Source organism: Actinomadura sp. NPDC049753, assembly GCF_040674655.1.
GTDB classification, from domain to species: domain Bacteria; phylum Actinomycetota; class Actinomycetes; order Streptosporangiales; family Streptosporangiaceae; genus Spirillospora; species Spirillospora verrucosospora.
Window position 1 is genome coordinate 1 of record NZ_JBFARL010000032.1, and the last position, 23,071, is coordinate 23,071.

Annotated in this window: 22 protein-coding genes and 1 pseudogene; 15 read left to right on the forward strand and 8 right to left on the reverse strand. The window is 71.5% G+C overall.

Annotation, left to right across the window (positions count from 1 at the left end):
* Positions 1-86 precede the first annotated feature (86 nt).
* The 5 genes from AB0K37_RS11690 (at position 87) to cutA (ending at position 6,183) form a co-directional block, all read left to right on the forward strand.
* On the forward strand, positions 87-611 hold the full coding sequence (locus tag AB0K37_RS11690) for a helix-turn-helix domain-containing protein (RefSeq protein WP_363978526.1): 525 nt from the start codon (positions 87-89) through the stop codon (positions 609-611).
* 211 nt (positions 612-822) lie between these two features.
* A complete protein-coding gene (locus AB0K37_RS11695; RefSeq protein WP_363978529.1) occupies positions 823-2,301 on the forward strand; it encodes a solute carrier family 23 protein in 1,479 nt (492 codons plus the stop codon).
* Positions 2,302-2,329: 28 nt separating this feature from the next.
* Positions 2,330-3,193, forward strand: a complete 864-nt coding sequence (locus AB0K37_RS11700) for an FAD binding domain-containing protein (RefSeq protein WP_363978532.1) — start codon at positions 2,330-2,332, stop codon at positions 3,191-3,193.
* On the forward strand, positions 3,193-3,768 hold the full coding sequence (locus AB0K37_RS11705; RefSeq protein WP_363978535.1) for a (2Fe-2S)-binding protein: 576 nt from the start codon (positions 3,193-3,195) through the stop codon (positions 3,766-3,768). Before AB0K37_RS11700 ends, AB0K37_RS11705 begins: the two co-directional genes overlap by 1 nt.
* Complete coding sequence (gene cutA, locus AB0K37_RS11710; RefSeq protein ID WP_363978538.1) at positions 3,769-6,183, forward strand: aerobic carbon-monoxide dehydrogenase large subunit; 2,415 nt, start codon at positions 3,769-3,771, stop codon at positions 6,181-6,183.
* A gap of 160 nt (positions 6,184-6,343) precedes the next feature.
* Here cutA and AB0K37_RS11715 read toward each other — a convergent pair whose 3' ends face one another.
* Entirely contained in the window at positions 6,344-7,189 is an 846-nt protein-coding gene (locus tag AB0K37_RS11715) for a polysaccharide deacetylase family protein (protein ID WP_363978541.1), read from the reverse strand.
* Positions 7,190-7,413: 224 nt separating this feature from the next.
* Between AB0K37_RS11715 and AB0K37_RS11720 the strand changes: the two genes are divergently transcribed.
* A complete protein-coding gene (locus AB0K37_RS11720; RefSeq protein WP_363978544.1) occupies positions 7,414-8,055 on the forward strand; it encodes a carbon monoxide dehydrogenase subunit G in 642 nt (213 codons plus the stop codon).
* Positions 8,056-8,125: 70 nt separating this feature from the next.
* Here AB0K37_RS11720 and AB0K37_RS11725 read toward each other — a convergent pair whose 3' ends face one another.
* Complete coding sequence (locus AB0K37_RS11725; protein ID WP_179833837.1) at positions 8,126-8,500, reverse strand: FKBP-type peptidyl-prolyl cis-trans isomerase; 375 nt, start codon at positions 8,498-8,500, stop codon at positions 8,126-8,128.
* 143 nt (positions 8,501-8,643) lie between these two features.
* Between AB0K37_RS11725 and AB0K37_RS11730 the strand changes: the two genes are divergently transcribed.
* Genes AB0K37_RS11730 through AB0K37_RS11740 form a run of 3 tightly spaced genes read left to right on the forward strand, consistent with a single transcriptional unit; the run spans position 8,644 to position 13,042 of the window.
* Complete coding sequence (locus tag AB0K37_RS11730) at positions 8,644-10,683, forward strand: hydantoinase/oxoprolinase family protein (protein WP_363978547.1); 2,040 nt, start codon at positions 8,644-8,646, stop codon at positions 10,681-10,683.
* A complete protein-coding gene (locus AB0K37_RS11735; protein WP_363978550.1) occupies positions 10,680-12,509 on the forward strand; it encodes a hydantoinase B/oxoprolinase family protein in 1,830 nt (609 codons plus the stop codon). Before AB0K37_RS11730 ends, AB0K37_RS11735 begins: the two co-directional genes overlap by 4 nt.
* A gap of 59 nt (positions 12,510-12,568) precedes the next feature.
* Positions 12,569-13,042, forward strand: a complete 474-nt coding sequence (locus AB0K37_RS11740) for a DUF6247 family protein (protein ID WP_363978553.1) — start codon at positions 12,569-12,571, stop codon at positions 13,040-13,042.
* Between the two features lie 408 nt (positions 13,043-13,450).
* On the opposite strand, the gene AB0K37_RS11745 is transcribed toward AB0K37_RS11740, so the two are convergent.
* From AB0K37_RS11745 to AB0K37_RS11755, 3 genes are all read right to left on the reverse strand, one after another.
* Positions 13,451-13,972, reverse strand: coding sequence for a hypothetical protein (locus AB0K37_RS11745; protein WP_363978556.1), 522 nt, complete (start codon positions 13,970-13,972; stop codon positions 13,451-13,453).
* 141 nt (positions 13,973-14,113) lie between these two features.
* Positions 14,114-15,106 (reverse strand): helix-turn-helix domain-containing protein, encoded by a 993-nt coding sequence (locus AB0K37_RS11750; RefSeq protein WP_363978559.1) that lies wholly within the window; start codon positions 15,104-15,106, stop codon positions 14,114-14,116.
* Between the two features lie 135 nt (positions 15,107-15,241).
* Positions 15,242-15,673 carry an ATP-binding protein gene (locus AB0K37_RS11755; RefSeq protein ID WP_363978562.1) on the reverse strand — a complete coding sequence of 144 codons (432 nt, stop codon included), beginning with the start codon at positions 15,671-15,673 and terminating at the stop codon, positions 15,242-15,244.
* Positions 15,674-15,770: 97 nt separating this feature from the next.
* Here AB0K37_RS11755 and AB0K37_RS11760 point away from each other — a divergent pair, with 97 nt between their 5' ends.
* From AB0K37_RS11760 to AB0K37_RS11775, 4 genes are all read left to right on the forward strand, one after another.
* Positions 15,771-16,586, forward strand: coding sequence for a helix-turn-helix transcriptional regulator (locus AB0K37_RS11760; protein ID WP_363978565.1), 816 nt, complete (start codon positions 15,771-15,773; stop codon positions 16,584-16,586).
* The gene (locus AB0K37_RS11765) at positions 16,583-16,777 is read left to right on the forward strand and encodes a DUF397 domain-containing protein (RefSeq protein WP_363978568.1); all 195 of its coding nucleotides are present in this window, start codon (positions 16,583-16,585) and stop codon (positions 16,775-16,777) included. Before AB0K37_RS11760 ends, AB0K37_RS11765 begins: the two co-directional genes overlap by 4 nt.
* Before the next feature lie 8 nt (positions 16,778-16,785).
* Positions 16,786-16,974, forward strand: coding sequence for a DUF397 domain-containing protein (locus tag AB0K37_RS11770; RefSeq protein WP_363978678.1), 189 nt, complete (start codon positions 16,786-16,788; stop codon positions 16,972-16,974).
* Between the two features lie 729 nt (positions 16,975-17,703).
* Positions 17,704-18,135, forward strand: a complete 432-nt coding sequence (locus AB0K37_RS11775) for a hypothetical protein (RefSeq protein WP_363978571.1) — start codon at positions 17,704-17,706, stop codon at positions 18,133-18,135.
* Between the two features lie 239 nt (positions 18,136-18,374).
* On the opposite strand, the gene AB0K37_RS11780 is transcribed toward AB0K37_RS11775, so the two are convergent.
* Positions 18,375-19,124, reverse strand: a complete 750-nt coding sequence (locus AB0K37_RS11780) for a hypothetical protein (RefSeq protein ID WP_363978574.1) — start codon at positions 19,122-19,124, stop codon at positions 18,375-18,377.
* 524 nt (positions 19,125-19,648) lie between these two features.
* Here AB0K37_RS11780 and AB0K37_RS11785 point away from each other — a divergent pair.
* Both AB0K37_RS11785 and AB0K37_RS11790 read left to right on the forward strand, forming a co-directional pair.
* A pseudogene (locus AB0K37_RS11785) lies at positions 19,649-20,233 on the forward strand (dienelactone hydrolase family protein); the annotation flags it as partial.
* A gap of 216 nt (positions 20,234-20,449) precedes the next feature.
* Complete coding sequence (locus AB0K37_RS11790) at positions 20,450-21,556, forward strand: urease accessory protein UreD (RefSeq protein ID WP_363978577.1); 1,107 nt, start codon at positions 20,450-20,452, stop codon at positions 21,554-21,556.
* Positions 21,557-21,592: 36 nt separating this feature from the next.
* Here the strand turns inward: AB0K37_RS11790 and AB0K37_RS11795 are convergent, their stop codons facing one another.
* Both AB0K37_RS11795 and AB0K37_RS11800 read right to left on the reverse strand, forming a co-directional pair.
* Positions 21,593-22,009, reverse strand: a complete 417-nt coding sequence (locus AB0K37_RS11795; RefSeq protein WP_363978580.1) for a VOC family protein — start codon at positions 22,007-22,009, stop codon at positions 21,593-21,595.
* A 500-nt stretch (positions 22,010-22,509) separates the two neighbouring features.
* Positions 22,510-23,070 (reverse strand): dihydrofolate reductase family protein, encoded by a 561-nt coding sequence (locus AB0K37_RS11800; protein ID WP_363978583.1) that lies wholly within the window; start codon positions 23,068-23,070, stop codon positions 22,510-22,512.
* Position 23,071 lies beyond the last annotated feature (1 nt).

Below are 23,071 nucleotides of genomic sequence, written 5' to 3' on the forward strand. Positions count from 1 at the left end.
CCCGCGATGGTACGAGCCGGTGCATATCGTCCGCGTATCGAAAATCCCATACGCGCCGGCAACACCGCGCCGCCTTGACTGGCCGCATGGCTGAGTGGACGGCCGGCCCGGTCCAGGCGATGGTCAAGGAGGCCTCGTCGATCTTCGCCGAGCACCTGCCGGTGCGGCGGACGTTCTCCACCGGCATCAGCCGGACGGTGGCGTCGCCGGCCGCGCTGCCCGAGGCCTACGAGCAGGCGGTGAAGGCGGTGCGGGTCGGGCGCCAGCTCAACGGCGCGGGCGCGCGGGCGCACTTCGACCAGCTCGGCGTGTACCGGCTGCTGAGCCTCGTCTCCGACCCCGAGGAGCTGCACGCGTTCGTCCGCGAGACGCTGGGCGACCTCGCCGCCGACGACGAGCCGGAGCTGGTGGACCTGCGCCGCACCCTCCAGGTGCTGCTGGAGACGAACCTCAACGTCGCCGAGACGGCGCGCCGGCTGCACTTCCACTACAACACGCTGCGGTACCGCATAGGGAAGCTCGAAAGGATGCTCGGAGCCTTCACCGAGGACGCCCATCTGCGACTCAACCTCACCCTCGCCCTTCACGTCCTGCGCATGCGCGGTATCTGAGGGTAGCGGCGGTGTCCCGGCGACCCCGGGACGCCGCACCGGAGCGCCCGGGGGCCGTGGCCCGGATCGGCCCGCCGGCGCACCGGCCGGTCCTCCCAATCCTGGGCGCGGGGTTTGGCAGAAGTCGCCGATGCCCGCCCAACAGGGTAGATCTACCTTGCCCGCATGACAGGCCCGCGGGAACGCGGCCGGCTGAGCAGGAGGACCCCCGATGGTGATCGGCTGGAAGCTGCACGGGGACGGGCGGACGCCGCCCCCCGGGGAGGTCGTCCGCCCGGACGAGCGGCTGTCGTGGCCGCGGACCGCGGGCATCGGCGCCCAGCACGTGGTCGCGATGTTCGGGGCCACGTTCGTGTTCCCGCTCGTGATGGGCCTGGACCCCAACCTCGCGATCATGATGTCCGGGATCGCGACGATCCTGTTCCTGCTGATCGTGGGCGGCCGGGTGCCGAGCTACCTCGGCACGAGCGCCTCGTTCGTCGGCGCGGTCGCGGCGATCCGCGCGGCGGGCGGCGACAGCGCCACCGTCACCGGGGCGATCCTCGTCGCGGGCCTGGTGCTCGCGGTGGTCGGCGTGCTCATCCACGTCGTGGGCGGCGAGGTCATCCACCGGGTGTTCCCGCCGGTGGTCACGGGCGCCGTGGTGATGCTGATCGGGTTCAACCTGGCCCCGGTCGTCGCCACCGTGTACTGGCCCCAGGACCAGTGGGTGGCGCTGGCGACGCTGGCGTTCGCGGTGCTCTGCGCGGTGCTGCTGCGGGGGTTCTGGTCGCGGATCACGATCCTGCTGGCGCTGGTGTTCGGCTTCGTCCTGTCGTGGCTCCTCGACGCCACCGCAGGCAAGATCACCTCTGTGCTGCCGGGGCAGAACCTGCTGGACGGGGCGGGCAAGCCGTGCGCGGCCGAGGGCCCCTACTGCGTCGCCACCGCGTTCCCGCACGAGCGGGTGAGCTTCACCGGCGTCAAGGCCGCCGACTGGTTCGGCTTCCCCGACCTGCACGCCCCCGACTTCAAGACCTCGGCGATCCTGCTGGCGCTGCCCGCCGTCATCGCCCTGATCGCGGAGAACACCGGGCACGTCAAGGCCGTCGCCGCGATGACGGGCGACGACCTGGACCCGGTCCTCGGCCGGGCCATCGCCGCGGACGGCGTCGGCACCGCCCTCGCCACCGCCGTGGGCGGCTCGCCCACCACCACCTACGCCGAGAACATCGGCGTCATGGCCGCGACCCGGATCTACTCGACGGCCGCCTATCTCGTCGCCGCCGTCGTGGCGATCCTGTTCGGGCTGTGCCCGAAGTTCGGGGCCCTCGTCGCCGCGACGCCGGGCGGCGTCCTCGGCGGCATCACCGTCGTGCTCTACGGGATGATCGGGCTGCTCGGCGCGAAGATCTGGATCGAGAACCGGGTCGACTTCGGCGACCCGGTCAACCTCGTCCCGGTGGCGGCCGCGATCATCCTGGCGATCGGGAACGTGACACTCCGGGTCACCGACGACTTCCCGCTCCAGGGCATCGCGCTCGGTACCATCGCCGTCCTGGTCGGCTACCACGTCCTGAACGTGCTGCGCCGGCCGGAGGACACCGGCGGCGGCGTCATCGCCCCGGCGGAGGAGGAGATCGGCGGCCCCGTCCGGCACTCCCGGCACGAGCCGCCCGAAACGGGTACACCGAAGGGCGATGCGAGCTGACGCAGATGCGAGCTGACGGGACGGCGCGGTGAAACCGCCTCCGTTCGGGTACCACGCGCCGGGCACGCTCGGCGAGGCCCTGGACGCGCTCGCCGCCGCGCCCGGCGGGAAGGTGCTCGCGGGCGGGCAGAGCCTCATCCCGCTGCTGAACATGCGGCTGGCCGCGCCGTCCGACCTCGTCGACATCAACCGGGTCGCGGAGCTGGACACGCTGCACGTCGGCGACCAGGGCGTGCGGGTCGGCGCGCTCGCCCGGCACGCGCGGGTGGAGCGCTCGGCGGAGGCGGCGGCCGTGCAGCCGCTGCTCGGCCGGGCGCTCCGGCACGTCGCGCATCCGGTGATCCGCAACCGGGGGACGGTCGTCGGCAGCCTCGCGCACGCCGACCCCGCCGCTGAGATGCCCGCGGTGCTGGCCGTCCTCGGCGGGACGGTCGAGGCGGCGTCGGCGCGGGGCCGCCGCACCATCCCGGCCGCCGCGTTCTTCCGCGGGCCGCTGGAGTCGGCGCTGGAGCCCGGCGAGCTGGCCGTCTCGGCGTTCTTCCCGGCCGTGCCGCCCCGCACCGGCACCGCGTTCGCCGAGACGGCGCGGCGGCACGGCGACTACGCGCTGAGCGGCGTCGCCGCCGTCGTCGGCCTCGACGAGGACCTGCGGGTCGCGTCCGTGCGGGCGGGGTTCCTCGGCATCGCGCCGGCGCCGCTCGTCCTCGACCTGACCGGAGCCGCGGGTCCCCGCGGGGACTGGGCGGCCGCCGCCGCGCACGTCCGGGAGCGGATCGATCCCGAACCCGACATCCACGCGGGCGCCGCGTACCGGCGCCACCTGACCGGCGTGCTCGCCGAGCGCGCCCTGAACGCGGCCGCCGCCGAGGCGCTGCGGAGGGCGGAGGACTGATGGCCGAGGGCTTCGAGGTCGCGCTGACCGTCAACGGGACGCACCGCACGGCCCGCGTCCCGGCGCGGCGGCTGCTGTCGGACCTGCTCCGGCACGACCTCGGGCTCACCGGCACGCACGTCGGCTGCGAGCACGGCGTCTGCGGGTGCTGCACCGTCCTGCTGGACGGGGACCCGGTGCGCTCGTGCCTGATGCTCGCCGTCACCGCCGCGGGCCACGAGGTCACCACCGTCGAGGGGCTCGCCGCGCCGGACGGGACGCCGTCGCCGGTGCAGCGCGCGTTCCGCGAGTGCCACGGCCTGCAGTGCGGGTTCTGCACGCCCGGCTTCCTCTGCACCGTCACGGCGCTCCTCCGGGAGACGCCGCGCCCGACGGACGACCAGGTCCTGGAGGGGATCTCGGGGAACCTGTGCCGCTGCACCGGGTACCAGAACATCGTCAAGTCGGTGCACCGCGCCGCCGACCTGCTCAGCGGGTCCGCGGGGGGCGAGGGGGCGTCCCTCCGCAATGAACCAAGCGGTTCCGGGGGGCATGGGGGGTCGTCCCCCCGCAATGAGACGGCCGAGGAGTCGTGAATGGGCACCAGGGTCTTCGGTGAACCGGTCGAGCGGCGCGAGGACGCCAGGCTCCTCACCGGGCGCGGCCGCTACCTCGACGACCTCGGGCGGGACGCGCTCGCGGCGGCGTTCGTGCGCTCCCCCCACGCGCACGCCCGGATCGCCGACATCGACGTGTCGGGGGCCCTCGACGTCGACGGGCTGGTCGCCGTCTACACGTGGGAGGACCTGCCCGGGAAGGTCGGGGACCCGCTGCCGCTGCTCATCCCGCACCCGGCCCTGACCCACGGCCGCACCGGGTTCCCGCTGGCCCGCGACGTCGTCCGGCACGTCGGCGAGCCCGTGGCGATGGTCGTGGCCCGCGACCGCTACCTGGCCGAGGACGCCGTCGAGCGCATCCGCGTCGAGTACGAGCCCCTGCCGCCCGTCGTCGGCATCGAGGCGGCGGAGCGCGCCGAGCACCTGGTGCACGACGACGTGCCCGGCAACGTGGGCGCCGTCCTGGTCCAGGAGAACGGCGACGCCGCCGCCGCGATCGGCGCCGCGCCGCACGTGCTGGAGTTCCGGCTCTCCATCGAGCGCAGCGCGTCCATGCCCCTGGAGGGGCGCGGCGTCTACGCCCGGTGGGACGCCGACGACGGCTCGCTGCGCGTGTACTCCTCCACGCAGGCGTCCACCAGCGTGCGGGCGGCGATCGCGGCGCGGCTCGGGCTGCCGAACGGCAAGGTCGAGGTGATCGCGCCGGACGTCGGCGGCGGCTTCGGCGTGAAGATCGTCCACCCGTGGCCCGAGGAGGTCCTCGTGCCGTGGGCGGCGCGGCTGCTGGACCGCGAGATCAAGTGGACCGAGGACCGCCGCGAGCACTTCGTCTCCGCCGCGCACGAGCGCGGGCAGCTCCAGGACGTTCGGGTCGGCTTCGACGGCGAGGGCCGCGTCCTCGGCCTGGAGGTGCGGATCCTGCACGACCACGGCGCCTACACCCCGTACGGGATCATCATCCCGATCGTCACCTCCACCCAGCTCCTCGGCCCCTACAAGATCGGCGCGTACCGGGCGGAGGTCGTCAGCCTCTACACCAACACCCTCATCGTCACCCCGTACCGGGGCGCGGGCCGCCCGCAGGGGGTGTTCTGCATGGAGCGGACGATGGACCGCATCGCCCGCCACCTCGGTCTCGACCGCGCCGACGTGCGCGCGGCGAACTTCATCCAGCCGGACGAGTTCCCCTACGACCAGGGCCTGACGTTCCAGGACGGCCGGCCGCTGATCTACGACTCGGGCGACTACCCCGAGCTGCTCCGCAGGGCCCGCGGGCTGATCGGCTGGGACGGCTTCGAGGCCGAGCGCGCCGCCGCCGCGTCCCGCGGGCGCCGCCTCGGGATCGGCCTCGGCGTCTACGTGGAGGGCACGGGCGTCGGCCCCTACGAGGGCGGGCACGTCGAGATCGACACCGCGGGGCGGGTGCACGTGTCGACCGGGCTCACCTCGCAGGGCCAGGGCCACGAGACCGTGTTCGCGCAGATCGCCGCCGCCGAGCTGGGCGTCCCCATCGAGGACGTTCACGTCACGACGGGCGACACGCGGCGGTTCGGGTACGCGGTCGGGACGTTCGCGTCCCGCGCGGCGGTGATGAGCGGCAACGCGATCGCGCTGGCGTGCCGGAAGGTCCGCGGCAAGGCGCTGCGCATCGCGGGGGAGGCCCTGGAGGCCGACCCGGACGACCTGGAGATCACCGACGGGGTCGTGCATGTGCGCGGCGACCGGTCCGCGGCCGTCCCGCTGCGGACGGTGGCGGTGCTGTCCAACCCGCTGCGGTACGCGTTCGACGAGGAGGCCGCGGCGGCGACGCAGTTCGCGGTGGGGCGGCCGGTCACCGAGCCGCCCGTCGCGGCCGGGGACGAGCCCGGCCTGGAGGGCCGCGACTACTACTCGCCGGTGCGCTCGACGTTCGCCTCCGGCGCGCACGCCGCGATCGTGGAGGTCGACCCGGACACGGCCGAGGTCGCGATCCTGCGGTACGCGGTCGTGCACGACTGCGGGCGGCTCGTCAACCCGATGGTGGTCGAGGGCCAGATCCACGGCGGCGTCGCGCAGGGCGTCGGCGGCGCGCTGTACGAGCGGATGGTGTACGACGAGTCGGGGCAGCTGCTCAACGCCTCGTTCATGGACTTCCTGATGCCGTACGCGACGGAGGTCCCGCGCATCGAGACCGACCATCTGGAGACGCCGTCGCCGCTGAACCCGCTCGGCATCAAGGGCGCGGGGGAGGCCGGCGTCATCCCCGTGTCGGCGGTGATCGCGTCGGCGGTCGAGGACGCGGAGGGGATCCGGGTGGACGCGATGCCGCTGTCTCCCGACGACCTGTACACGCTTCGGCTGCGCGCCGCGGACGACCCGTCGCTGCGCGTCCGCGAGGGCGCCGACGCCGTCTGAGGCGGCGCGTGTCCAAGGGCGTCTCCCGGGGCCGGCCGGGGTCGAGGCTGGCGGGGCCGGCTCGGGAAAGCAGGGGACCTCGGCCCCGCCAGCGTGTTGACCTTAGGCACAGTCCGCCCGGCCCTCCGGCTCAACCGGGTTTCCTCCGGGAAGGTCCCTTTCAGGCGTGGGACGGCTGGTCGGGGGCATTTCCGCCGAGCGAGCGCGGCAGGTAGTTCTGCACCGCGGCGGGCCGGAAGCCGGCCTGCCTGATCCAGCCGAGGATCATCTGGAACTCCCCGGCGAGCCCCTTGCGGTAGTGCATGAGGACGATGTCGCCGGGCTTGAACCCCTTGCCGCCGTCGGCGCGCGCGAAGCCGTTGTAGCCGACTCCGGGCCCAGAGGTGCCGTTGTAGAACTCCGCCGACCACAGCAGCACCGACTTGATGCCGCATTCCTTGGCCACCTGGAGGGTGGTCTGGTTGTAGCTCCCGAACGGGGGACGGAAGATCTGCGGTCGGCGCCCGTACTGCTTCGTGATGGCCTCGGAGGAGTCGCAGATCTGCTTCTTCTGCGCCTCGGCGCTCAGCGTCGCCATGTTGGGGTGCGTGACGGTGTGGTTCTCCATCTGCGAGCCCGCGTTGCGCAACGCCCAGAAGTACTGCCCCTGCCCCTTGATGTAGGTGGAGGTCAGGAACGTCAGGATGGGGACCTTCTCCTTGCGGACGAGGTTCACGAACTCCGAGTCGTAGGTGTAGCCGTCGTCGATGGTCAGGAAGACGACGCGGTCCTGCGTCTGGATGCTCCTGATGACGGGCGGCAGGCCGTTCGCGGCGGGCTGCGGCGCCGTCCAGGACCCGGGCTTCGGCGTCGCCCACCGCTGGTCGTCGAGCACGGAGGCGAGCTGCGTCCGCATGGACGGACCGGACCCGCCGCCCAGCCGGGCGGTCACGACGGGCCAGCCGCCCGCCGCCACGCCGAGCACTCCGGCGGCGACCATGGCGATCACGGGGGTCTTCCCTGGCATCGGCCGCGTACTCCGTTCGGTCGGGGGTCTGCAGCTTTCAGGGGCGTGCAGTGGGTCCGCATCGGTTGACGCGCGAGCGGCGAGCGGGGTTCGCACCCGCGCGGAACCTGGCGGACATATCTGACCATTCCCAGCCGCCCCGGGGGTGCATCTGCCCAATCCTCGGCGTGTACTCGGCAGAAGTTGCCGTTCGGGGAGGCCGCGGGGTTCTCTAAAGTCGGGTCATGCAGCTCACCGGCAGTGCCAGCGTCGCCGCGCCGCTCGACCGCGTCTGGGACGCGCTCCAGGATCCGGCCGTGCTGGCGAGGACGATCCCCGGTTGCCGCTCCCTGGAGGAGACGGGCGACGGCACCTACCGCATGACGGTCACCGCGGGCGTCGCGTCGATCCAGGGCACCTACGTGGGGCAGGTCGAGCTGGCCGACCCCGACCCGCCGCGCTCGTTCGTCCTGCGCGCCCGCGGCCAGGGCGCGCCCGGCACGGTGGACGCCACGGTCCGCGTCCGGCTGTCGGACGGCGACGGCGCGACCCGGATCGACTACGACGCGGACGCGGTCGTCGGCGGGATGGTCGGCGGCGTCGGGCAGCGGATGCTCGGCAGCGTCGCCAAGCGCACCGCGGGCGAGTTCTTCGCCGCCGTCGAACGCGACCTCACGGCCCTGGCCCCGGGCCCGGCCCCGGCCGCGGAGCCGGTTCCCTCGGCTCAGGCGGCCCCGTCCGCCGCCGGGACCGTGTATCCGGGACGCGCCGCGGCCGCGCCCCCGCCCCCGGCGTGGGTCCCGACGGCCGTCGCGTTCGGGGCCGGCGGAGCGGTGGCCCTCGCAGGCGTCGCGGTGGGCTACCTCATCGGCCGCCGCTCCCGCTGAGGCGCCCGCCGGAAACGGCGACGGCGGGCGCCCCGGGCGAGATCGCCCGGACGCCCGCCGCCGGAAGCCGCTAGCTGACGCCGACCAGGTCGACGACGAAGATGAGCGTCTCGCCGGGCTTGATGGCGGGGCTCGGGCTGCGGTCGCCGTAGGCCAGGTGCGGCGGGATGACGAGCTTGCGCCGGCCGCCGACCTTCATCCCGGCGATGCCCATGTCCCAGCCCTTGATGACGCGGCCGGAGCCGAGCTCGAAGTCCAGGGTGCCGCCGCGGTTCCAGGACGCGTCGAACTCTTCGCCGGTCGACCACGACACGCCGACGTAGTGCATCGACACCTGCGAGCCCTTGACGGCCTCCGGGCCGTCGCCCTCGGTGATGTCGGTGATGTCGAGGTACGCGGGCGGCTGGCCCTCGGGGAAGTCGATCTCGGGGCGTTCAAGCGCCATGAACGGGCTCCAGCGGTCTCGTCAGATGTGAGGACAGGACAGAGCTGCTCAGCCTATCCGCACGCCGGTCACGAAAGAACGACGCCTCCGTTGGCAAGTTGCGACGGTTTCGCAGGTGGCCGGCGTCCGGTAGACCTCTGTCCATGGTGAGGCGGCTGAGGATCGGCATCGACACGGGCGGGACGTTCACCGACGTCGTCGCGCTGGACGGCGACGGGGCGCTCGTCACCACCAAGACGCCCTCGACGCCCGCCGACCCGGCCGAGGGGTTCGCCGACGGCGTCGCGAAGATCCTGCGGCTGACCGGCGCGGAGCCGGCGGACGTGGCGGCGCTGACGCACGGCACGACGGTCGCCACGAACCGCCTGCTGGAGGACCGGATCGACGACCTCGGGCTCGTCACCACCGAGGGCTTCGAGTCGATCCTGGAGATCGCCCGGCAGAGCGTCCCGGACGGCTACGGCAACAGCTACTTCTGGGTGAAGCCGCCGCGGATCGTCCCCGCGCACCGGGTGCGGGCGGTCGGCGGGCGGCTCGACCACACCGGCGCCGAGCTGCGCCCCTTCGACGAGGAGTCGGCCGTCGCGGCGGCCCGCTGGTTCCGCGACCAGGGCGTCCTCGCGATCGGGGTGTGCTTCCTGCACTCCTACGCCGACCCGTCCCACGAGCTGGCGATGCGGGACGTGCTGGCCCGGGAGCACCCGGACGCGGTCGTCTCGCTGTCGTGCGAGGTGCTGCGCGAGTACCGCGAGTACGAGCGGTCGGTGACGACGCTCGTCGACGCCGCCGTCAAGCCCGCGATGAACGGCTACCTCGCGCGGATCGCCGAGCGCGTCGCGGCCCGGTTGCTGGTGATGAAGAGCAACGGCGGCGTCCTGTCGGCGGACGAGGTGGCGCGGCAGCCGATCACGACCGTGCTGTCCGGCCCGGCGGCCGGGGCGCTCGGCGCGGCGTTCGTGGTCGCGCGCGGCGGCCACGGCTCGGTGGTGACGCTGGACGGCGGCGGGACGTCCACCGACGTCGCGGTCGTCCTGGACGGCGAGCCCACCCTCACCACCGAGGGGTCCATCGGCCGCCACCCCGTCAAGATCCCGATGATCGACATCGTGACCGTCGGCGCGGGCGGCGGGTCGGTCGCGTGGCGCTCGCCCGACGGCGCGCTGAAGGTCGGGCCGCGCAGCGCCGGGGCCGACCCCGGGCCGCTGTGCTACGGGCGCGGCGGCGCCGAGGTCACGGTGACCGACGCGCACGCCGTCCTCGGCCGCATCCCGCCGCACCTGCTGGGCGGCGAGGTGCCCCTGGACGTGGACGCCGCCCGCCGGGGCCTGGAGGCCCTCGCCGCGGACCTCGGCCTTTCCGTGGAGCGGGCCGCCGCCGGGATCCTGGAGATCTCCGCGTGGAACCAGGCCAACGCCATCCGGCAGATCACCGTGAAGCGCGGCCTGGACGTGCGCGACTACCCGCTCGTCGCGTTCGGCGGTTCCGGGCCCCTGCTGGCGTGCCGGCTGCTCGACGTCCTCGGCCTGCCCGCCGCGGTCGTCCCGGAGAACCCCGGCAACCTGTCGGCCTTCGGGCTGCTCACGGTGGACGTGAAGAACGACTACGTCCGGACCCGCGTCGTCCGCGACGCCGAGCTCGACCCCGCGCTCCTCGCCGGCGTCTACGCCGACCTCGAATCCGAGGCCGGCGAGGCCCTGGCCCGCGAGGGGTTCCCCGAGGACCGCCGCCGCTTCGCCCGCTCCGCCGACCTGCGCTACTACGGCCAGGCGTTCGAGGTGCGGGTCTCCGTCCCCGCCGGGCCGCCGGACGAGGGGCTGCGCGCCGAGGTCGTCCGCCGCTTCCACGACGCGCACGAGGCCCTCTACGGGTACTGCTACCGGGGCGACCCGCGCCATCCGGTCGAGTGGGTCAACCTGCGGGTCTCCGGCATCGGCCCCATCGAACGGCCGCGCCCGACCGAGCGCCCGCCCGGCGACGGCGACCCGTCGCGGGCCCGCACCGGCGCCCGGGCCGTCTACTTCGACGCGTGGGAGGAGGCGGCCGTCTACCGGCGCGAGAAACTCGCGCCCGGCGACACCGTCGAGGGTCCGGCCGTCATCGAGGAGTTCGGCTCGACGCTCCCGCTGCATCCCGGCTTCACGGCGGCCCTCGACGGCCACGGCAACCTGGTGGTGACCCGATGACCGGCCCCGCGCCCGACCCGATCCTGCTGGAGATCGTCGAGGGGACGCTGGCCTCGGTGGAGCGCGAGGTCGAGACGGCCATCGCCCGCACCGCCCGCTCCCCGATGATCCGCGACGCGCACGACTTCCGCGCCGGGATCCACGACCGCCGCCTGCGCAAGCTGACCGGACGGTCCTACTCGGCGCTCGTCCAGCCGGTCGCCCGCGACTTCCCGCCGGACGAGATGCGGCCCGGCGACGTCTTCTTCCACAACGACGTCTACCTGTCCGAGGGCGGCATCGGGCACCTGCCCGACCTGTGCGTGACGGTCCCGGTGTTCCACGGCGACGAGGTGGTCGCGTTCGTCCAGGCGTTCGGCCACCACGACGACATCGGCGGCGCCGTCCCCGGGTCGATGCCGAGCCACGCCCGCAGCGCGTTCGAGGAGGGCCTGATGGTCCCGCCGATCAAGCTGTGGGACCGGGGCGTGCCGAACCGGGCGGCGCTGGCCATCATGACCCGCAACTCGCGGATGCCCGACTCCCTCGCCGGCGACCTGGACGCCGAGTGCTCGGCGTGCCTGATGGGCGCCCGCCGCCTCGGCGAGCTGTTCGCCCGCTACGGCCGCGCCGACGTCGAGGCCTGCTTCGACGCGATCATCGACCGGACCACCGAGACGTTCCGCCGCGAGCTGCTCACCAAGATCCCGGACGGGACGTTCGTGTGGGAGGACTACGCCGAGCACGACGGCGTCGACCCGCCCCGCCTGCACGCCCAGCGCATCACGCTGACGGTCGACAAGGCGGCCGCCGTCCCGCTCGTCATCGACTTCACCGGGACGTCCCCGCAGGCCAAGGGGCCCATCAACCACGCCGGCGACTACTCGGACGGCGTGTTCCTGAAGAAGTGGCTGGCGCCCGTCCTGCGCAACCTCGCCGACACCCCGGAACGGGCCGCCGAACTCGACGTCAACGAGGGCGTGGTGCCGCTCATCGAGATGCGGTTCCCGGAGAAGGGCACCCTGCTCACGCCCGTGTTCCCCGCCCCGACGAACGCCCGCACGTTCGTCATCCTGCGGCTCCTCGGCGTCCTCGCGGGCGTGCTGGCCAAGGCGACGGGCGGCCGGATGCCCGCCGACCAGGAGACGATCCGCTACACCGGCGTCTACGGCGAGGACGACCGGGGCCCGTACCTGATGCGGGAGGTGCTCGGCGGCGGCTCCGGCGGCCGCTACTACGCCGACGGCGAGGACACCATCCACGTCGTGCCCGACTCCCGCAACATCCCCGCCGAGTTCGCCGAGGCCCGCTGGCCGTTCGTCGTCGAACGCCTCGGCCTCGCCGTCGACTCGGGCGGGCCGGGGGAGCACCGCGGAGGCCTCGGCTACGACAAGCACATCCGGATGCTCCGCGACGCCCACTACATGTCGATCGCCGACCGCTCCATCCTGTCGTGCTGGGGCGTCAACGGCGGCCGCGCGGGACGCCCGTTCCGCGTCGACATCGACGGGGAGGAGATGGACGGCCTCGTCGACGACCGCCCCGTCCGCGCCGGGCAGGTCATCCGCATCCGCACCACCGGCGGGGGCGGCTGGGGCGACCCGCTGAACCGCGACCCGTCCCGCGTCGCCGCCGACGTCCGCGACGGCAAGGTCTCCCCGGCCGGCGCCCGCGACGACTACGGCGTCGTCCTCACCGACGGCGCCGTGGACGCCGAGGCGACCGGGACCCTCCGAGCGCGCCTCCGCGCGGAGCGCGGCCCCGTCCCGTTCTTCGACCGAGGCCCCGGCTACCCGCACCTCTCCGGCGGCGCCACCTCCGCCGCCGTCGACTCCCTCGACCCTTGAGCCCCTGGTCAGCGCGGGCGCCCGGGCGAATTCAGAATACGATCTGATAACGTGGAGCCATGAGCACCAGGACCCGCCCGGACTCGGTCACCTTCTCCGACCTGTCCCGCAACCCGAGGGCCGTCGCGGAGCGGGCCTCCAGGCTGGGGCGGGTGCGCGTCACCCATCGCGACGCGCCGGACTTCTACCTCACGGCCGCCGACCGCGAAGAGCGGCGGGACGAGACGCTGGCCACCGCGTCACGGATCTTCATCGCGCTCATGAAGCGCGATCCGGGGGCCCGCGAGCTTCTGCTCGCCATGCCGGACGTGTTCCCGTGGGTGCGTCACCTCAGCACCGAGGAGGTCCGCGCCTTCACCGTGGAGCTCATCGAGGCCCTCTCGGACGCGGCGGAGCTCGACCTCGACACGTCCCTCGACGAGGTGGTCGCCGGGTGGCGTGCCACCGCGCGCATCAAGGCGGACCCCGAGCGGCACGAGGAAGCGGTGCGGCCCACCGGCGGTGACTTCGGTCCGGTGGAAGTCGTCCCGTGAGCCCCGAACGAGGGGACAGGGTCACCGTCCCGCCCCCCGCTGACGAGTGGGACTTACGCTTCGCTCCGAGCCGCGCTGGCGCGCCAACCCGCAACGGCAGCACCGGCTCCGCGGGGACCTCTCGACCCACCGGCACAACGGCCGGGAACTGGAGCAATGGGAGTACGAGGTCACCAGTGGAGGCCGCGTGCGGTACCTGATCGATGACGAGGCGGGCATCGTCTGGGTGGTCTACGCGTCACCTCGCCACCCGAAGGACACCGAGACTGACGCGTGGACCCACGCCGGTACCGCTCCAGGCGGGTTCGCGGACCTACGGCGGCGTCCCGCCGCTGGATGGCGGCGGGACGCGGGTGCGACGTCTCGGTGCCGGCTTGTCAGGGAGGCCGGCGCACCGAGGCCGTCAGGTCAGCATGCCTGGACGTAGTACGCCGGCCTGAAGTCGTACACGCCGTCGGTGCCCGGAGGGACGTTGACGAGCACGTTGTGCCCGGAGCCCTTGATGAGGGCGTGCGCTCCGCCGGTGTTGGAGTTGTCGTAGAGGCCGGTGCCGTTCCACGCCCGCAGCGCCCAGTCCGACCCGCCGCGACGGCAGTGGAAGAGGGAGAAGACCTTGCCTCCCTCGGCGGCCAGGACGTTGGTGTAGAGGCAGAAGTGGCCGGTCGGGCACGGGGTGCCGCTGGTCGTGTTGATCCACGTCCAGCAGTCGGCGCTCACGTTGATGTTGGCGCAGTACGGGACGCCGACGACCGAGGCGTTGTCGTTGCCGTGGTCCCGCTGGGCCTGCGCCGCAGCGGGGGCGATCCGCTTGCCGTCGGCCCGCACGGACCCGCCGCCGGGACCGGCGGCGTAGGCGGCGCCGCCGCCGGCGAGGAGCACCGTCAGGCAGACGACCAGCCCGAGTGCCTTGCGCAGTGTTCGTGAAGCCATCAGAGGACAACCTTTCTCGTGTGCCGCGAGGTCGTGCCTCTTGCAGGAGCGATGCAGGGCGGGGAGGTCGGATCTTGCAGGGAGCGTCCGGCCTCGCGTGGTTTCACGGACGAGGGTGCAGGCACCAGGCCTGACCTGTCGTTACGTGGGAGCGCACAGGCCTGTCGCCTGAGCGCACTGCCGGCGGAACTGGCCGGGGGAGAGGCCGTAGGCTCCGCGGAACACCTGGCTGAAGTGCGCGGCGCTGCCGAAACCCCACCGGGCCGCGATCGCGTTGATCGGACGGTCGGCCAGCCGGGGATCGGCGAGGTCGCGCAGGCACCGCTCCAGGCGGCGTTCGCGGATCCATCCGGCGACGGTGTGCCCTTCCTGATGGAAAAGCTTGTGGAGGTAGCGCAGCGAGATGTGATGCGCGGAGGCGATCGCGTCCGGGGTCAGTTGCGGGTCCCCGAGATTTCGGCGGATGAAGCTGAAGATCTGGGCCATCAGCACCCGCCGCCTCGCCTGGGGCGGCACCACATCCGGGGCGTCCAACGCGGTGGCGAGGGCCGCGGTGAAGACGTCCAGCGTGAGGGTGGCCAGCCGGGCGGTGTCGGACGGTCCGAGTTCATGCAAGTGCCGGGCCAGTTGCAGCAGGAACTGCGACGACAGCGCCCCCATGCCCTGATCGCTCCGGAGTCGGACCCCGGCCAGCCGCCGCAGATCCCTTTGCGGGAACGGCAGCAGAGAGCGCGGAAGGCACAGGACCAGCACCTGACTGCCTGGAACGTCCGGCGATAACTCCGCCCGGTAGGGCCGCGACGTGTCGGCCAGCACCAGATCCCCGGGACCGAACTCCGTCCGCCGACCGTCTTGCGTCATCACGCCGTGCCCACGCACGGTGCACACCAGCATGAGAATGCCGGGATCGGACTGGCGGATCAGCTTGGGAGTGCGCTCCACCGAGTACGGCGTGGCGGTCATCAAGGAGGCCTGCACGGGCCCGAATTCGCTGATGCGGAGCCCGGCCTGGAACCGACTCTCCAGGTGCGGTTCGCAGCGCAGATTGCAGGGCACCCAGACTTTCGCGGTGACCTCGCGCCAGAAAGCGAATCGCTCCGCCACGGGCACTTCCGCGGTATTGATCACCTTCATGGACCCACCCGAACACGGTCGTGGCGGGGTTTTGGAACAGCATCACCCGAACACCTTCATGAACGCAACCCGCCGTTTCCGCCCTCCGGGCGTGTGTCGAAACGCGCATTTATCGAGATTCTGTGCCAGTTACTCCTAGGGGATAATTCGGGCCCAGACCCACTTGCCGCCGCAGGGGTCGCGCATCGCCCCGCACGCGGCGGACAGGGCCTGGACGATGTGCAGCCCCCACCCGCCGTTGTCGTCGAACGCCTCCTCGGAAAGGTCGAGGCCGTCGAGGGTGAGCTCGACCTTCGGCCGGGCCTTGGGGAGGTCGGACGCCCCGTCCCACACGGCGACGATGACCCCGTGCGCGTCCCTGCTGACCTGGAGCCGCAGCTCCGCGTGCGGCGTCCGACCCACCGCGTTCGTGACGAGCTCCGAAACGATCAGCAATGCATCGTCGAGAACGTGTGAATAACCCCATCTGTGAAAGCGGGCCCCCGCCAGCGTCCGCGCCAGCCCCACCGCCGCCGCCGATCCCGCCAAGGGAATGATCAAATCCCCGGTCGCCGTCGTCACCCTCATCCCCGCCTTCGCTTCGGTCTTCGATTTCCTGTGGCAAGGATCAGGGAGGCGTTCTAGCCTTCACGTGTTAGAGGAAATAGACCAAACAGGAGTCCCGATGCCCATCGTCCGCGACCCTCTTGAACCGAAGATCTCCCTGTGGCACTTTCTGGCCTTCTACCTGCGGTTTCTGCGGGAACGGGAAGGGCTTTCGCTGACTCAGTGCGGAAAGATCATAGGAGTGGCGCGGTCCACTGTTTCGAACATCGAAGCCGGAAGGCAGCGCCCGCAAGAGAATCAGTTGGTGAAGTTGGACGCAAAATATGCTACCGGCACGTTGTTGCAGCTTTTGCTCTGGTATGCCCGAAATTCTCACGATCCGGACTGGGGTCGGCAATTTATGCGTTATGAGGAACGAGCCGACAGTCTCAGGCTCTACCACGGCAAGACGATCCCCCGGCCGTTCCAGACCGAGCAGTACATGCGTGCCCTAACCCAAGCGGGTACGCCTGGTGACGCTGAAGACACCTTCGCCAGGCGGCTGGCTCGTCAACAGGCTCTGCTTGAACGTGAGATGCCGCCGTTCTTCTATGTGGTCTTGGACGAGGGAGTGCTCGGCTCTGGCGTTGGTGGCGCCCAAGTCATGAAGGCGCAGCTCGTCCATCTACGACAGATGATGGATCTTTCGAACATCATCATCCGGTTTATTCCGCCGTCTGCGGGCGCTCACGAGGGCTTCGACGGTCCCTTCCAGATCATCAGCATGGAGGACCGTGACGTTGCCTATGCGGGTGCCCAGTACGGCGGACGCTTGATCGAGACACCCGGCGACATTAGGAAGCTGTGGGCTATGTTTGATCGTATCGGCGCAAAGGCTCTCCCAGAGGACGCTTCCCGCGCCTTGGTCGAACAGTACCTGGAGCAGTACACATGAGCGTTCGGTGGCGCAAAAGTACGTACAGCAGCGGGGTTAACGACGAACACTGCGTTGAGCTGGGGAATCTTGCTCCAGGGACTGAGATCGGCGTTCGTGACTCGAAGGATCTGGACGCTGGCCACCTCACTCTGACCAGGACCCAGTTCGCCGATCTGATCGAGCAGATCAAGCATCGTCCGGAGTGGTGACCGTGCCTGTGCAGTGGCGCAAGAGCAGCTACGGCGGCGGGGCGGATGATCAACACTGCGTTGAGCTTGGGCGTTCAGCGGCTGAATTTGGGCTCGCGGTGCGGGATTCCAAGGACCCGGACGCAGGTCACCTCACGCTGACCGTGCCTGTGGAGTGGCGCCAGGGCACTGCCTTCAACCGGGACTGCTCAGCTTGAGGGAGTGAGGTCTCTAGGACGTCGTCTCCTTCGTGGTGTGGTCGGTAGGGGGCTGCCGTAACGCGCGGATGCGCGATCGACTCGGTCAGAGTCCGCGCTGTCGAAGGGGGAGTCGACGGGCCCAAAGTCTGTCGATCGCGGCCGGACTGTGTCTGCCGGCCGAACGGGCCGGTCAGCCGCTGTCTGTCGCATCTGAACAGCCGACGCCCACCACGAGTTGGCCTCGCAGCCGCTGGTCCGAGGAACCCCGCCGATCTGCTCCGGCGCGGTCTCGACCGCTCTGATCGGCTGGGCCGCCGGCGTTGGTGTTAGGGGCCCCGTGTCCCGGTTCAGCAGCTTCCGTCGGCTCCGCCGCCACGAACGCAGACCGCACACGTCCTAGCCCTCGCCGGCACCGCCGCCCGCCCTCATGCGCCACCGCCGACTCACGGGATGAGGCAACGTCCCACCCCCACGTGACCTCTAAAGCGAACAGCACTGTACAGTTTCTGTCGGCGGGCGGCCTCGCCGATCTCTCCGATCGCCCCGACGGAGTGCCCGTTGTCTCATCCCTCGCATGCGCTGCATAGCCCGCCTGCTCAGCCCGAGAGAGGCGCTGATCTGCGGCGCGAGGGCATCTGCCTTGCCGCGACCGGGCTCACCAGCGCGCCCCGCCAATGGGCTCACCGGCGCCTGCGCTGCGAGGGCCGTCCTCTCACTGCAGTGCCGCGAACGATGGGAAGAGTAACGATGGAACTGGGCACCGGCACCAAGGTCGTCCTGCTGGCGGCTGGACTGATATTCCTGTGGGCACTGGCGCTGGGCGTCTGGAAATACCGGCAGATGGCCCGGTCCAAGGACCACTTGGCCCATCCGTACGTGGACACGGCGCATCGTGCCGCTCTGCTCTACTCGTTCGCCACCCTGCTGATCGCCGCGTTCGTCCAGTTCAGCGGCTGGAACGCGATCGTGAACCTGCTGTCCGCCGGGGCGAGCGTGCTGTTCTTCGTCGCCTCGATCGGCACGTACGTCTACCACGGCTGGCGCCGGGACACCGACAACCAGTTTCGTGACCGGGTCCGTGGCACCACCGCATTCATGATTGCTCTCATCGTTGCCGAGATCGGCGGCTTTTTCGTCCTGCTTCTCGGCTTCGTGCGGGCGCAACTGCTGTCCGGCTAGAAGTCAGTCTTGCTCGGCGCGTTGCTTGCTCGACTCGGGCGGCGACAGGGAACAGGGCCCGGCAGTGTGTGCCGGGCCCTGCGGGTTGGACGGCGCGTCCGTGGACGCGCCGTCGGAACAACACCTCACCGGCCGTGGTCAGACCGGTGAGCCCTGTGGAACGGTCGGGCGGCGCGAGCCGCCCGACCGCTTGTGCTTCAGGTGTTACGGGCCACCTGGTCTTCGCGGTGCTCGGCCTCTCAGTTCAGGCCGAACAGCGCGGAGACCTGCTGCGCCAGGGTTTCCTTGGCGACCGAGAAGTCCACCTTGAACCCGTGAAGGCCCAGGTGCCGGATCTGGTCCGCGATCCGGTCGGTGAACATCGCGTCGCGCTGGAGGAGGTTCTCCAGCGCTTGCTCCGGGTCACTGGTCTTGGCGACGAATCCCCACTCCAGACCGCCGCGGTGCTCGAACACCGACTTGCGGAACTCTGGCGTGGGCAGCAGCCACACCGCCTGGTCCTCCCGTGTCAGCAGTGGCCGGACGAGGCCCGGCAGAAGCCGGAAGCCCTCGGCGATCACCGGCCGGTCGTCGGGAAGCTCCAGAAGATCCTTGATGATCTCGTAGAACCCCTCCCCCTGGTACCAGTGGAAGGTGTCGAGCATCGCCTCGGGAGTCCTGGTCACCCACCGCTCGTCCATGCTCATGGCCGCGAAGCCCCCCAGGTAGGGGGCCTGCTCCACGGGCATGCGACGGGCGTGGACGGGCATGGTCGCGTCCGTGTCGTACAGGTACACCTCGCCCTGTTCGGCGAGGAGCCGGGCGGTGGTCGTCTTACCGCCGCCGCTGCCGCCGCCGATCCAGCGGACGTGACGCAACCGCTCCCGCACCATGGCGAGGGGAGAGCCGGCGTCAGTGAAGATGGTCTCCGCCGGATCGGCGTGAGTGGTGAGCGGCTTGGCGCCGCCGTTGTCTTGCGGAGCGACCCTTGCGCTGCAGGTGCGCTGCATCGGGTTGCCTCCCGGTGTGAGTTGGCTTTGTCCCGCTGTTGATCAGCTGGACCTTTATGCCGTGGACCGTGTGGTTCATGGCATCTGATCTTTATGATGCCGGAGGAGGGGCAATTGTTCGTCCCGCGACCCGGTCCGCGATTCCCTTCCTGACCTGGTGTTCTGCTGGACGTCAGAGAGCTGACCTGCGATCACTTCAGAAGATCTTTTTTGGCGCATGTGGACGTCGAAGCTCCGCGTTGTCAGCCCCGAAAATTCACTGACGTCGACATGCGGCGATAGTTTCGGAAGGAGTAAAGCCGTTTCGTAGGAGGATCCTCTGTCCTTCTTGACCGCTTCCGCGAAACCTCATGGTCAAGCCGGTCAGCTGGTCGCGTCGCGATCCGGGCCGAAGCCCTGAGGGGACTCTCATCGCCGATGCGCGCGGGGGCTCAACCTCGGTGTCGGGCGTCACCGGTCCAGCCCCCGGCCGACTCTGAGCGGCCACCCTCGCGCGTCACCGCCCGCCCGGCGTCCACGCGAGTCCACGGCATGATGCCGTCATGGCTCATGTCGCGCTGTTCCACTCCGTCCTCGGGCTGCGCTCCGCCGAACTCGCCGCGGCCGAGCGACTGCGCCGCGCCGGGCATGAGGTCCTCACACCGGACCTGTTCGGCGGCCGTACCGCGACCACGCTCGACCAGGGGTTCCGGACAGCCGACCAGGTCGGCTGGGCGACGGTGGTCGAGCGCGCCCGCCAAGCCCTCCAGGCGATGCCGGACCAGACCGTGCTGGCCGGGCTCTCCATGGGCGCGGGCGTCGTCGGCGCCGTCTGGCCCGAGCGCCCCGATGCCGCCGGGGTCCTCCTGCTGCACGCCCCCGCAGAGATCCCGGCGTCCGTGCGGCCGGGCCTTCGGGTGCAACTGCACGCCGCCGAGCCGGACCACTTCGCACCGCCCGATCAGGTCGCCGCCCTGCGGCGGTCGGCCCTGACGACCGGCGCCGAGCTGGAGATCTTCCGCTACCCGGGCGTCGGCCACTTCTACACCGACCCCGAATTCCCCGACTACGACTCCGCCGCGTCCGAGCTGACCTGGAACAGAGTGCTCGACTTCCTCGCCTCGACCTGAAGCTGCGCGACGAGGGGAGCGGCCGCCCGACGTCCTGGACGTGCTCGACCACCTCTTGCTCGTCAACCGGATCCCCTTCCGCAGCAGGCGCCGGGCCGGAGGCGCGCCCGCGGAACCACCCGGCGGCGACGGCTCCCGCTCCCACTTCTACGAGGTGAACCCCGCGCTGGAAACCCGGCCGGTGCCGGTGTCGCCGCACGCGGCGTCCGACCGGGAGTGCGCGTACACCTGGTCGCGGTATTCCTGGCCGCCGCCGCGGCGACCGGACACGACCCGCTGGGCCAGACGACGCCGCCGACGCGCACACCCGCCCCGGCACTGCGCCAGGCGGCGCGCAGGCTCGGACGGCAGTTGACGCGCGCCGTCCGCGCCGTCTGGCCCAGCCCCGAGCTGGAACGGCTGGCGGCGGCACGTCCCTCCGGCGCGCACCAGCCCGTCGTGCTCGGCCTCGCCGCGGGCACGGCGGGGCTGACACCGCGGAACGCGGCCGAGGCCGCCGCCTACGACAGCGTCCGCGCGCCGGTCACCGCCGCGATGGCGCCGCCCGCTCCCTTCGGGCTGCGTGCCGCCGCCCGCCTCAGAGCCGAGGCCGCCGACGGAGTCACCGATCTGCCGCTGCTCCACGGCGACGGCCCCTTCGCTCTCCGCCGCCTCCGTCCGCGCGGCTCCCAGGCGCGCGTCTGCCTCCTGAACACCATGAGCGCCCCGCACAACGGCGACCGCCTGCGCATCGGGGCGGTCGTCGGGCCGGACGCCGACCTGCACGTCATCTCCGCCGCCGCCACGGTCGCACTCCCCGGACCCGCACCGGACCACGCCGTCCTCGACGTGGCGCTGCGCGTGGAGGACTCCGCGCGACTGCAATGGCTGCCCGAACCCGTCATCTCCGCCGCCGGAGGCGACCTGCGTCAGGACATTCGCGTCGACCTGGCCCGCACCGCCCGGCTCTTCCTCGGCGAGCAGCAGATCCTCGGCCGCGCTCAGGAGCCGGCGGGACGGCTGGCCAGCCGCATCCCCGTCCGCCACGGCGGACGGACACTGCTGGACCAGCACACCGCCTACGCCCCCGGCGCCCCCGGCTGGACGGCCCCACCGTGCTGGCCGGGGAACCGCGCCGTCGGCCAACTGCTCGTCGTCGACCCCGCCTACCGGGACCATCCGCCCGGCGTGCGGATCCTCGACGACGTCCCGGCGCGCGCACACGGCGTCATCACTCCGCTCGCCGGGCCGGGCGTCCTCCTCACCGCCGTGGCCCCGGACGCCGGCGACCTCCGCCGCTGCCTCGACGCCGCACTTCACCACCTCGGCCACCGCACCGGCTGAGGCTCCGAGGGCACGCGTCCGGAGCGGTCCGGCGGTCTAGAGCCGGGTGCCGGGTTCGGTGAGCTCGATGATGTTGCCGAGGTTGTCGCTGACGAACGCGACGCGCTGACCGATCTCCGTCACAGTCATGGGCCCACCGATCAGGTCCACGCCCAGGTCGCGGAGCTCGGAGACGGCCGCGTCGAGATCGTTGACGGCGAGGCAGATGTGGTGCAGGCGCGCCGGGTCCATGCTCGACAGGACGTCGTCCGTCGGCGCCTGGCGGGTCGACGCGGTCGCCATCAGTTCGATCTTGACGTCCCCGCGGACGAGGAAGACGAACGTCATGCCGTAGGTGTCGAACCGCCGGTCGACGGTGAGGCCGAGCGTCCGGGAGTACCAGTCGACGGTGGCGTCGAGGTCAGCGGGGGTCACGCTGAGGCCTACATGGTCATGGGAGAAGGAGATGCTCATGCGGTCAACGTTCGCCGCCGGCCGGCCACATTGCCAGAGACGGACCGGCGGTAGGAACACGGATACCGCCCTCGTGTTACCGGCGAGAATCGACCGCATGGCCATCGACGAGGCGACGCTGGGCGACCCCGCGGGGACCCCGCCGCGGCTCCGCAACTTCGCCCGGGGCACCTGCCCGAGCGATGACGAGGCCCCCGCCTGTCGCACTGGCCCGTGAACACGCTCGCCCAGGGCGAGGTCGAGACCGCCATGGTGTCCGATCTGCGCCGCGCCACCGGACGCTTCCCGTACAGCGCACGCCTGCGGCCTGCGGTCGCGGGCGTACCTGCTCGCGGCCGACTCCGCGCGGCCGGAGCGGCACGTCACCGCCCGCGACGGCCTGCGAGGAGATCTTCAGGTGCGGCCGGGGATCTGACGGCGTGATGCCGCCATGCTCATGTCGTGCTGTCCCGCTCCGTCCTCGGGCTGCGCGCCGCCGAGCCTGGTAGCGGACGAGGCGTCTATGCGCGTTGGTGGATGGTGACCAGGGCGTCTTTTCCGTATCTCGTCGACTCGGTCAGCGTCCATGCGCTCTTGTCGGGGGTATCCGCCCACAACTTGCGACCGTGGCCGAGGATCACGGGGAACCACATGAGGTGGATCTCGTCGACCAGGTCGCGCGCCAGGAGATCCTGGACGAGCCGGATGCTGCCGGCAACCGATATCTCGCCGTCCACGTCCCGTCTGAGCCGGGCGGCCTCATCCGTCAGGTCGCCCGACAGCACCGTCGTGTTGGTCCACTCGGGATCCTTCAGGGTGCCGGAGACGACGTACTTCGGCATGCCGTTGTACTTGTCGGCGAGTTCGCCCTCGTACTTGGGCCAGGCGGAGGCGAAGCCCTCGTAGGTGGTGCGGCCCAGCAGCAGCGCCGCGGACGCGAGCGCCTCGTCGACCTTGAACTGCTCGCCGTCCGGCCCGCGGTCGAAGTCGAAGCTCCAGTTCGGGTACTTGAACTCCTCGCCGCCGGGCGCCTCGACGACGCCGTCCAGGGAGATGAACTCGGACACGACGATCTTTCCCATG

Excerpts from the sequence above, each read along its gene's own strand:
- AB0K37_RS11730 (WP_363978547.1), top strand. The coding sequence starts at position 8,644 with ATGGTGAGGCGGCTGAGGATCGGCATCGACACGGGCGGGACGTTCACC.
- AB0K37_RS11765 (WP_363978568.1), top strand. The coding sequence starts at position 16,583 with ATGAGCGTTCGGTGGCGCAAAAGTACGTACAGCAGCGGGGTTAACGAC.
- AB0K37_RS11775 (WP_363978571.1), top strand. The coding sequence starts at position 17,704 with ATGGAACTGGGCACCGGCACCAAGGTCGTCCTGCTGGCGGCTGGACTG.
- AB0K37_RS11705 (WP_363978535.1), top strand. The coding sequence starts at position 3,193 with ATGGCCGAGGGCTTCGAGGTCGCGCTGACCGTCAACGGGACGCACCGC.
- AB0K37_RS11735 (WP_363978550.1), top strand. The coding sequence starts at position 10,680 with ATGACCGGCCCCGCGCCCGACCCGATCCTGCTGGAGATCGTCGAGGGG.
- AB0K37_RS11725 (WP_179833837.1), bottom strand. The coding sequence starts at position 8,500 with ATGGCGCTTGAACGCCCCGAGATCGACTTCCCCGAGGGCCAGCCGCCC.
- AB0K37_RS11800 (WP_363978583.1), bottom strand. The coding sequence starts at position 23,070 with ATGGGAAAGATCGTCGTGTCCGAGTTCATCTCCCTGGACGGCGTCGTC.
- AB0K37_RS11750 (WP_363978559.1), bottom strand. The coding sequence starts at position 15,106 with ATGAAGGTGATCAATACCGCGGAAGTGCCCGTGGCGGAGCGATTCGCT.
- AB0K37_RS11760 (WP_363978565.1), top strand. The coding sequence starts at position 15,771 with ATGCCCATCGTCCGCGACCCTCTTGAACCGAAGATCTCCCTGTGGCAC.
- AB0K37_RS11795 (WP_363978580.1), bottom strand. The coding sequence starts at position 22,009 with ATGAGCATCTCCTTCTCCCATGACCATGTAGGCCTCAGCGTGACCCCC.
- AB0K37_RS11690 (WP_363978526.1), top strand. The coding sequence starts at position 87 with ATGGCTGAGTGGACGGCCGGCCCGGTCCAGGCGATGGTCAAGGAGGCC.
- AB0K37_RS11745 (WP_363978556.1), bottom strand. The coding sequence starts at position 13,972 with ATGGCTTCACGAACACTGCGCAAGGCACTCGGGCTGGTCGTCTGCCTG.
- AB0K37_RS11755 (WP_363978562.1), bottom strand. The coding sequence starts at position 15,673 with ATGAGGGTGACGACGGCGACCGGGGATTTGATCATTCCCTTGGCGGGA.
- cutA (WP_363978538.1), top strand. The coding sequence starts at position 3,769 with ATGGGCACCAGGGTCTTCGGTGAACCGGTCGAGCGGCGCGAGGACGCC.
- AB0K37_RS11780 (WP_363978574.1), bottom strand. The coding sequence starts at position 19,124 with ATGCAGCGCACCTGCAGCGCAAGGGTCGCTCCGCAAGACAACGGCGGC.
- AB0K37_RS11715 (WP_363978541.1), bottom strand. The coding sequence starts at position 7,189 with ATGCCAGGGAAGACCCCCGTGATCGCCATGGTCGCCGCCGGAGTGCTC.
- AB0K37_RS11720 (WP_363978544.1), top strand. The coding sequence starts at position 7,414 with ATGCAGCTCACCGGCAGTGCCAGCGTCGCCGCGCCGCTCGACCGCGTC.
- AB0K37_RS11740 (WP_363978553.1), top strand. The coding sequence starts at position 12,569 with ATGAGCACCAGGACCCGCCCGGACTCGGTCACCTTCTCCGACCTGTCC.
- AB0K37_RS11695 (WP_363978529.1), top strand. The coding sequence starts at position 823 with ATGGTGATCGGCTGGAAGCTGCACGGGGACGGGCGGACGCCGCCCCCC.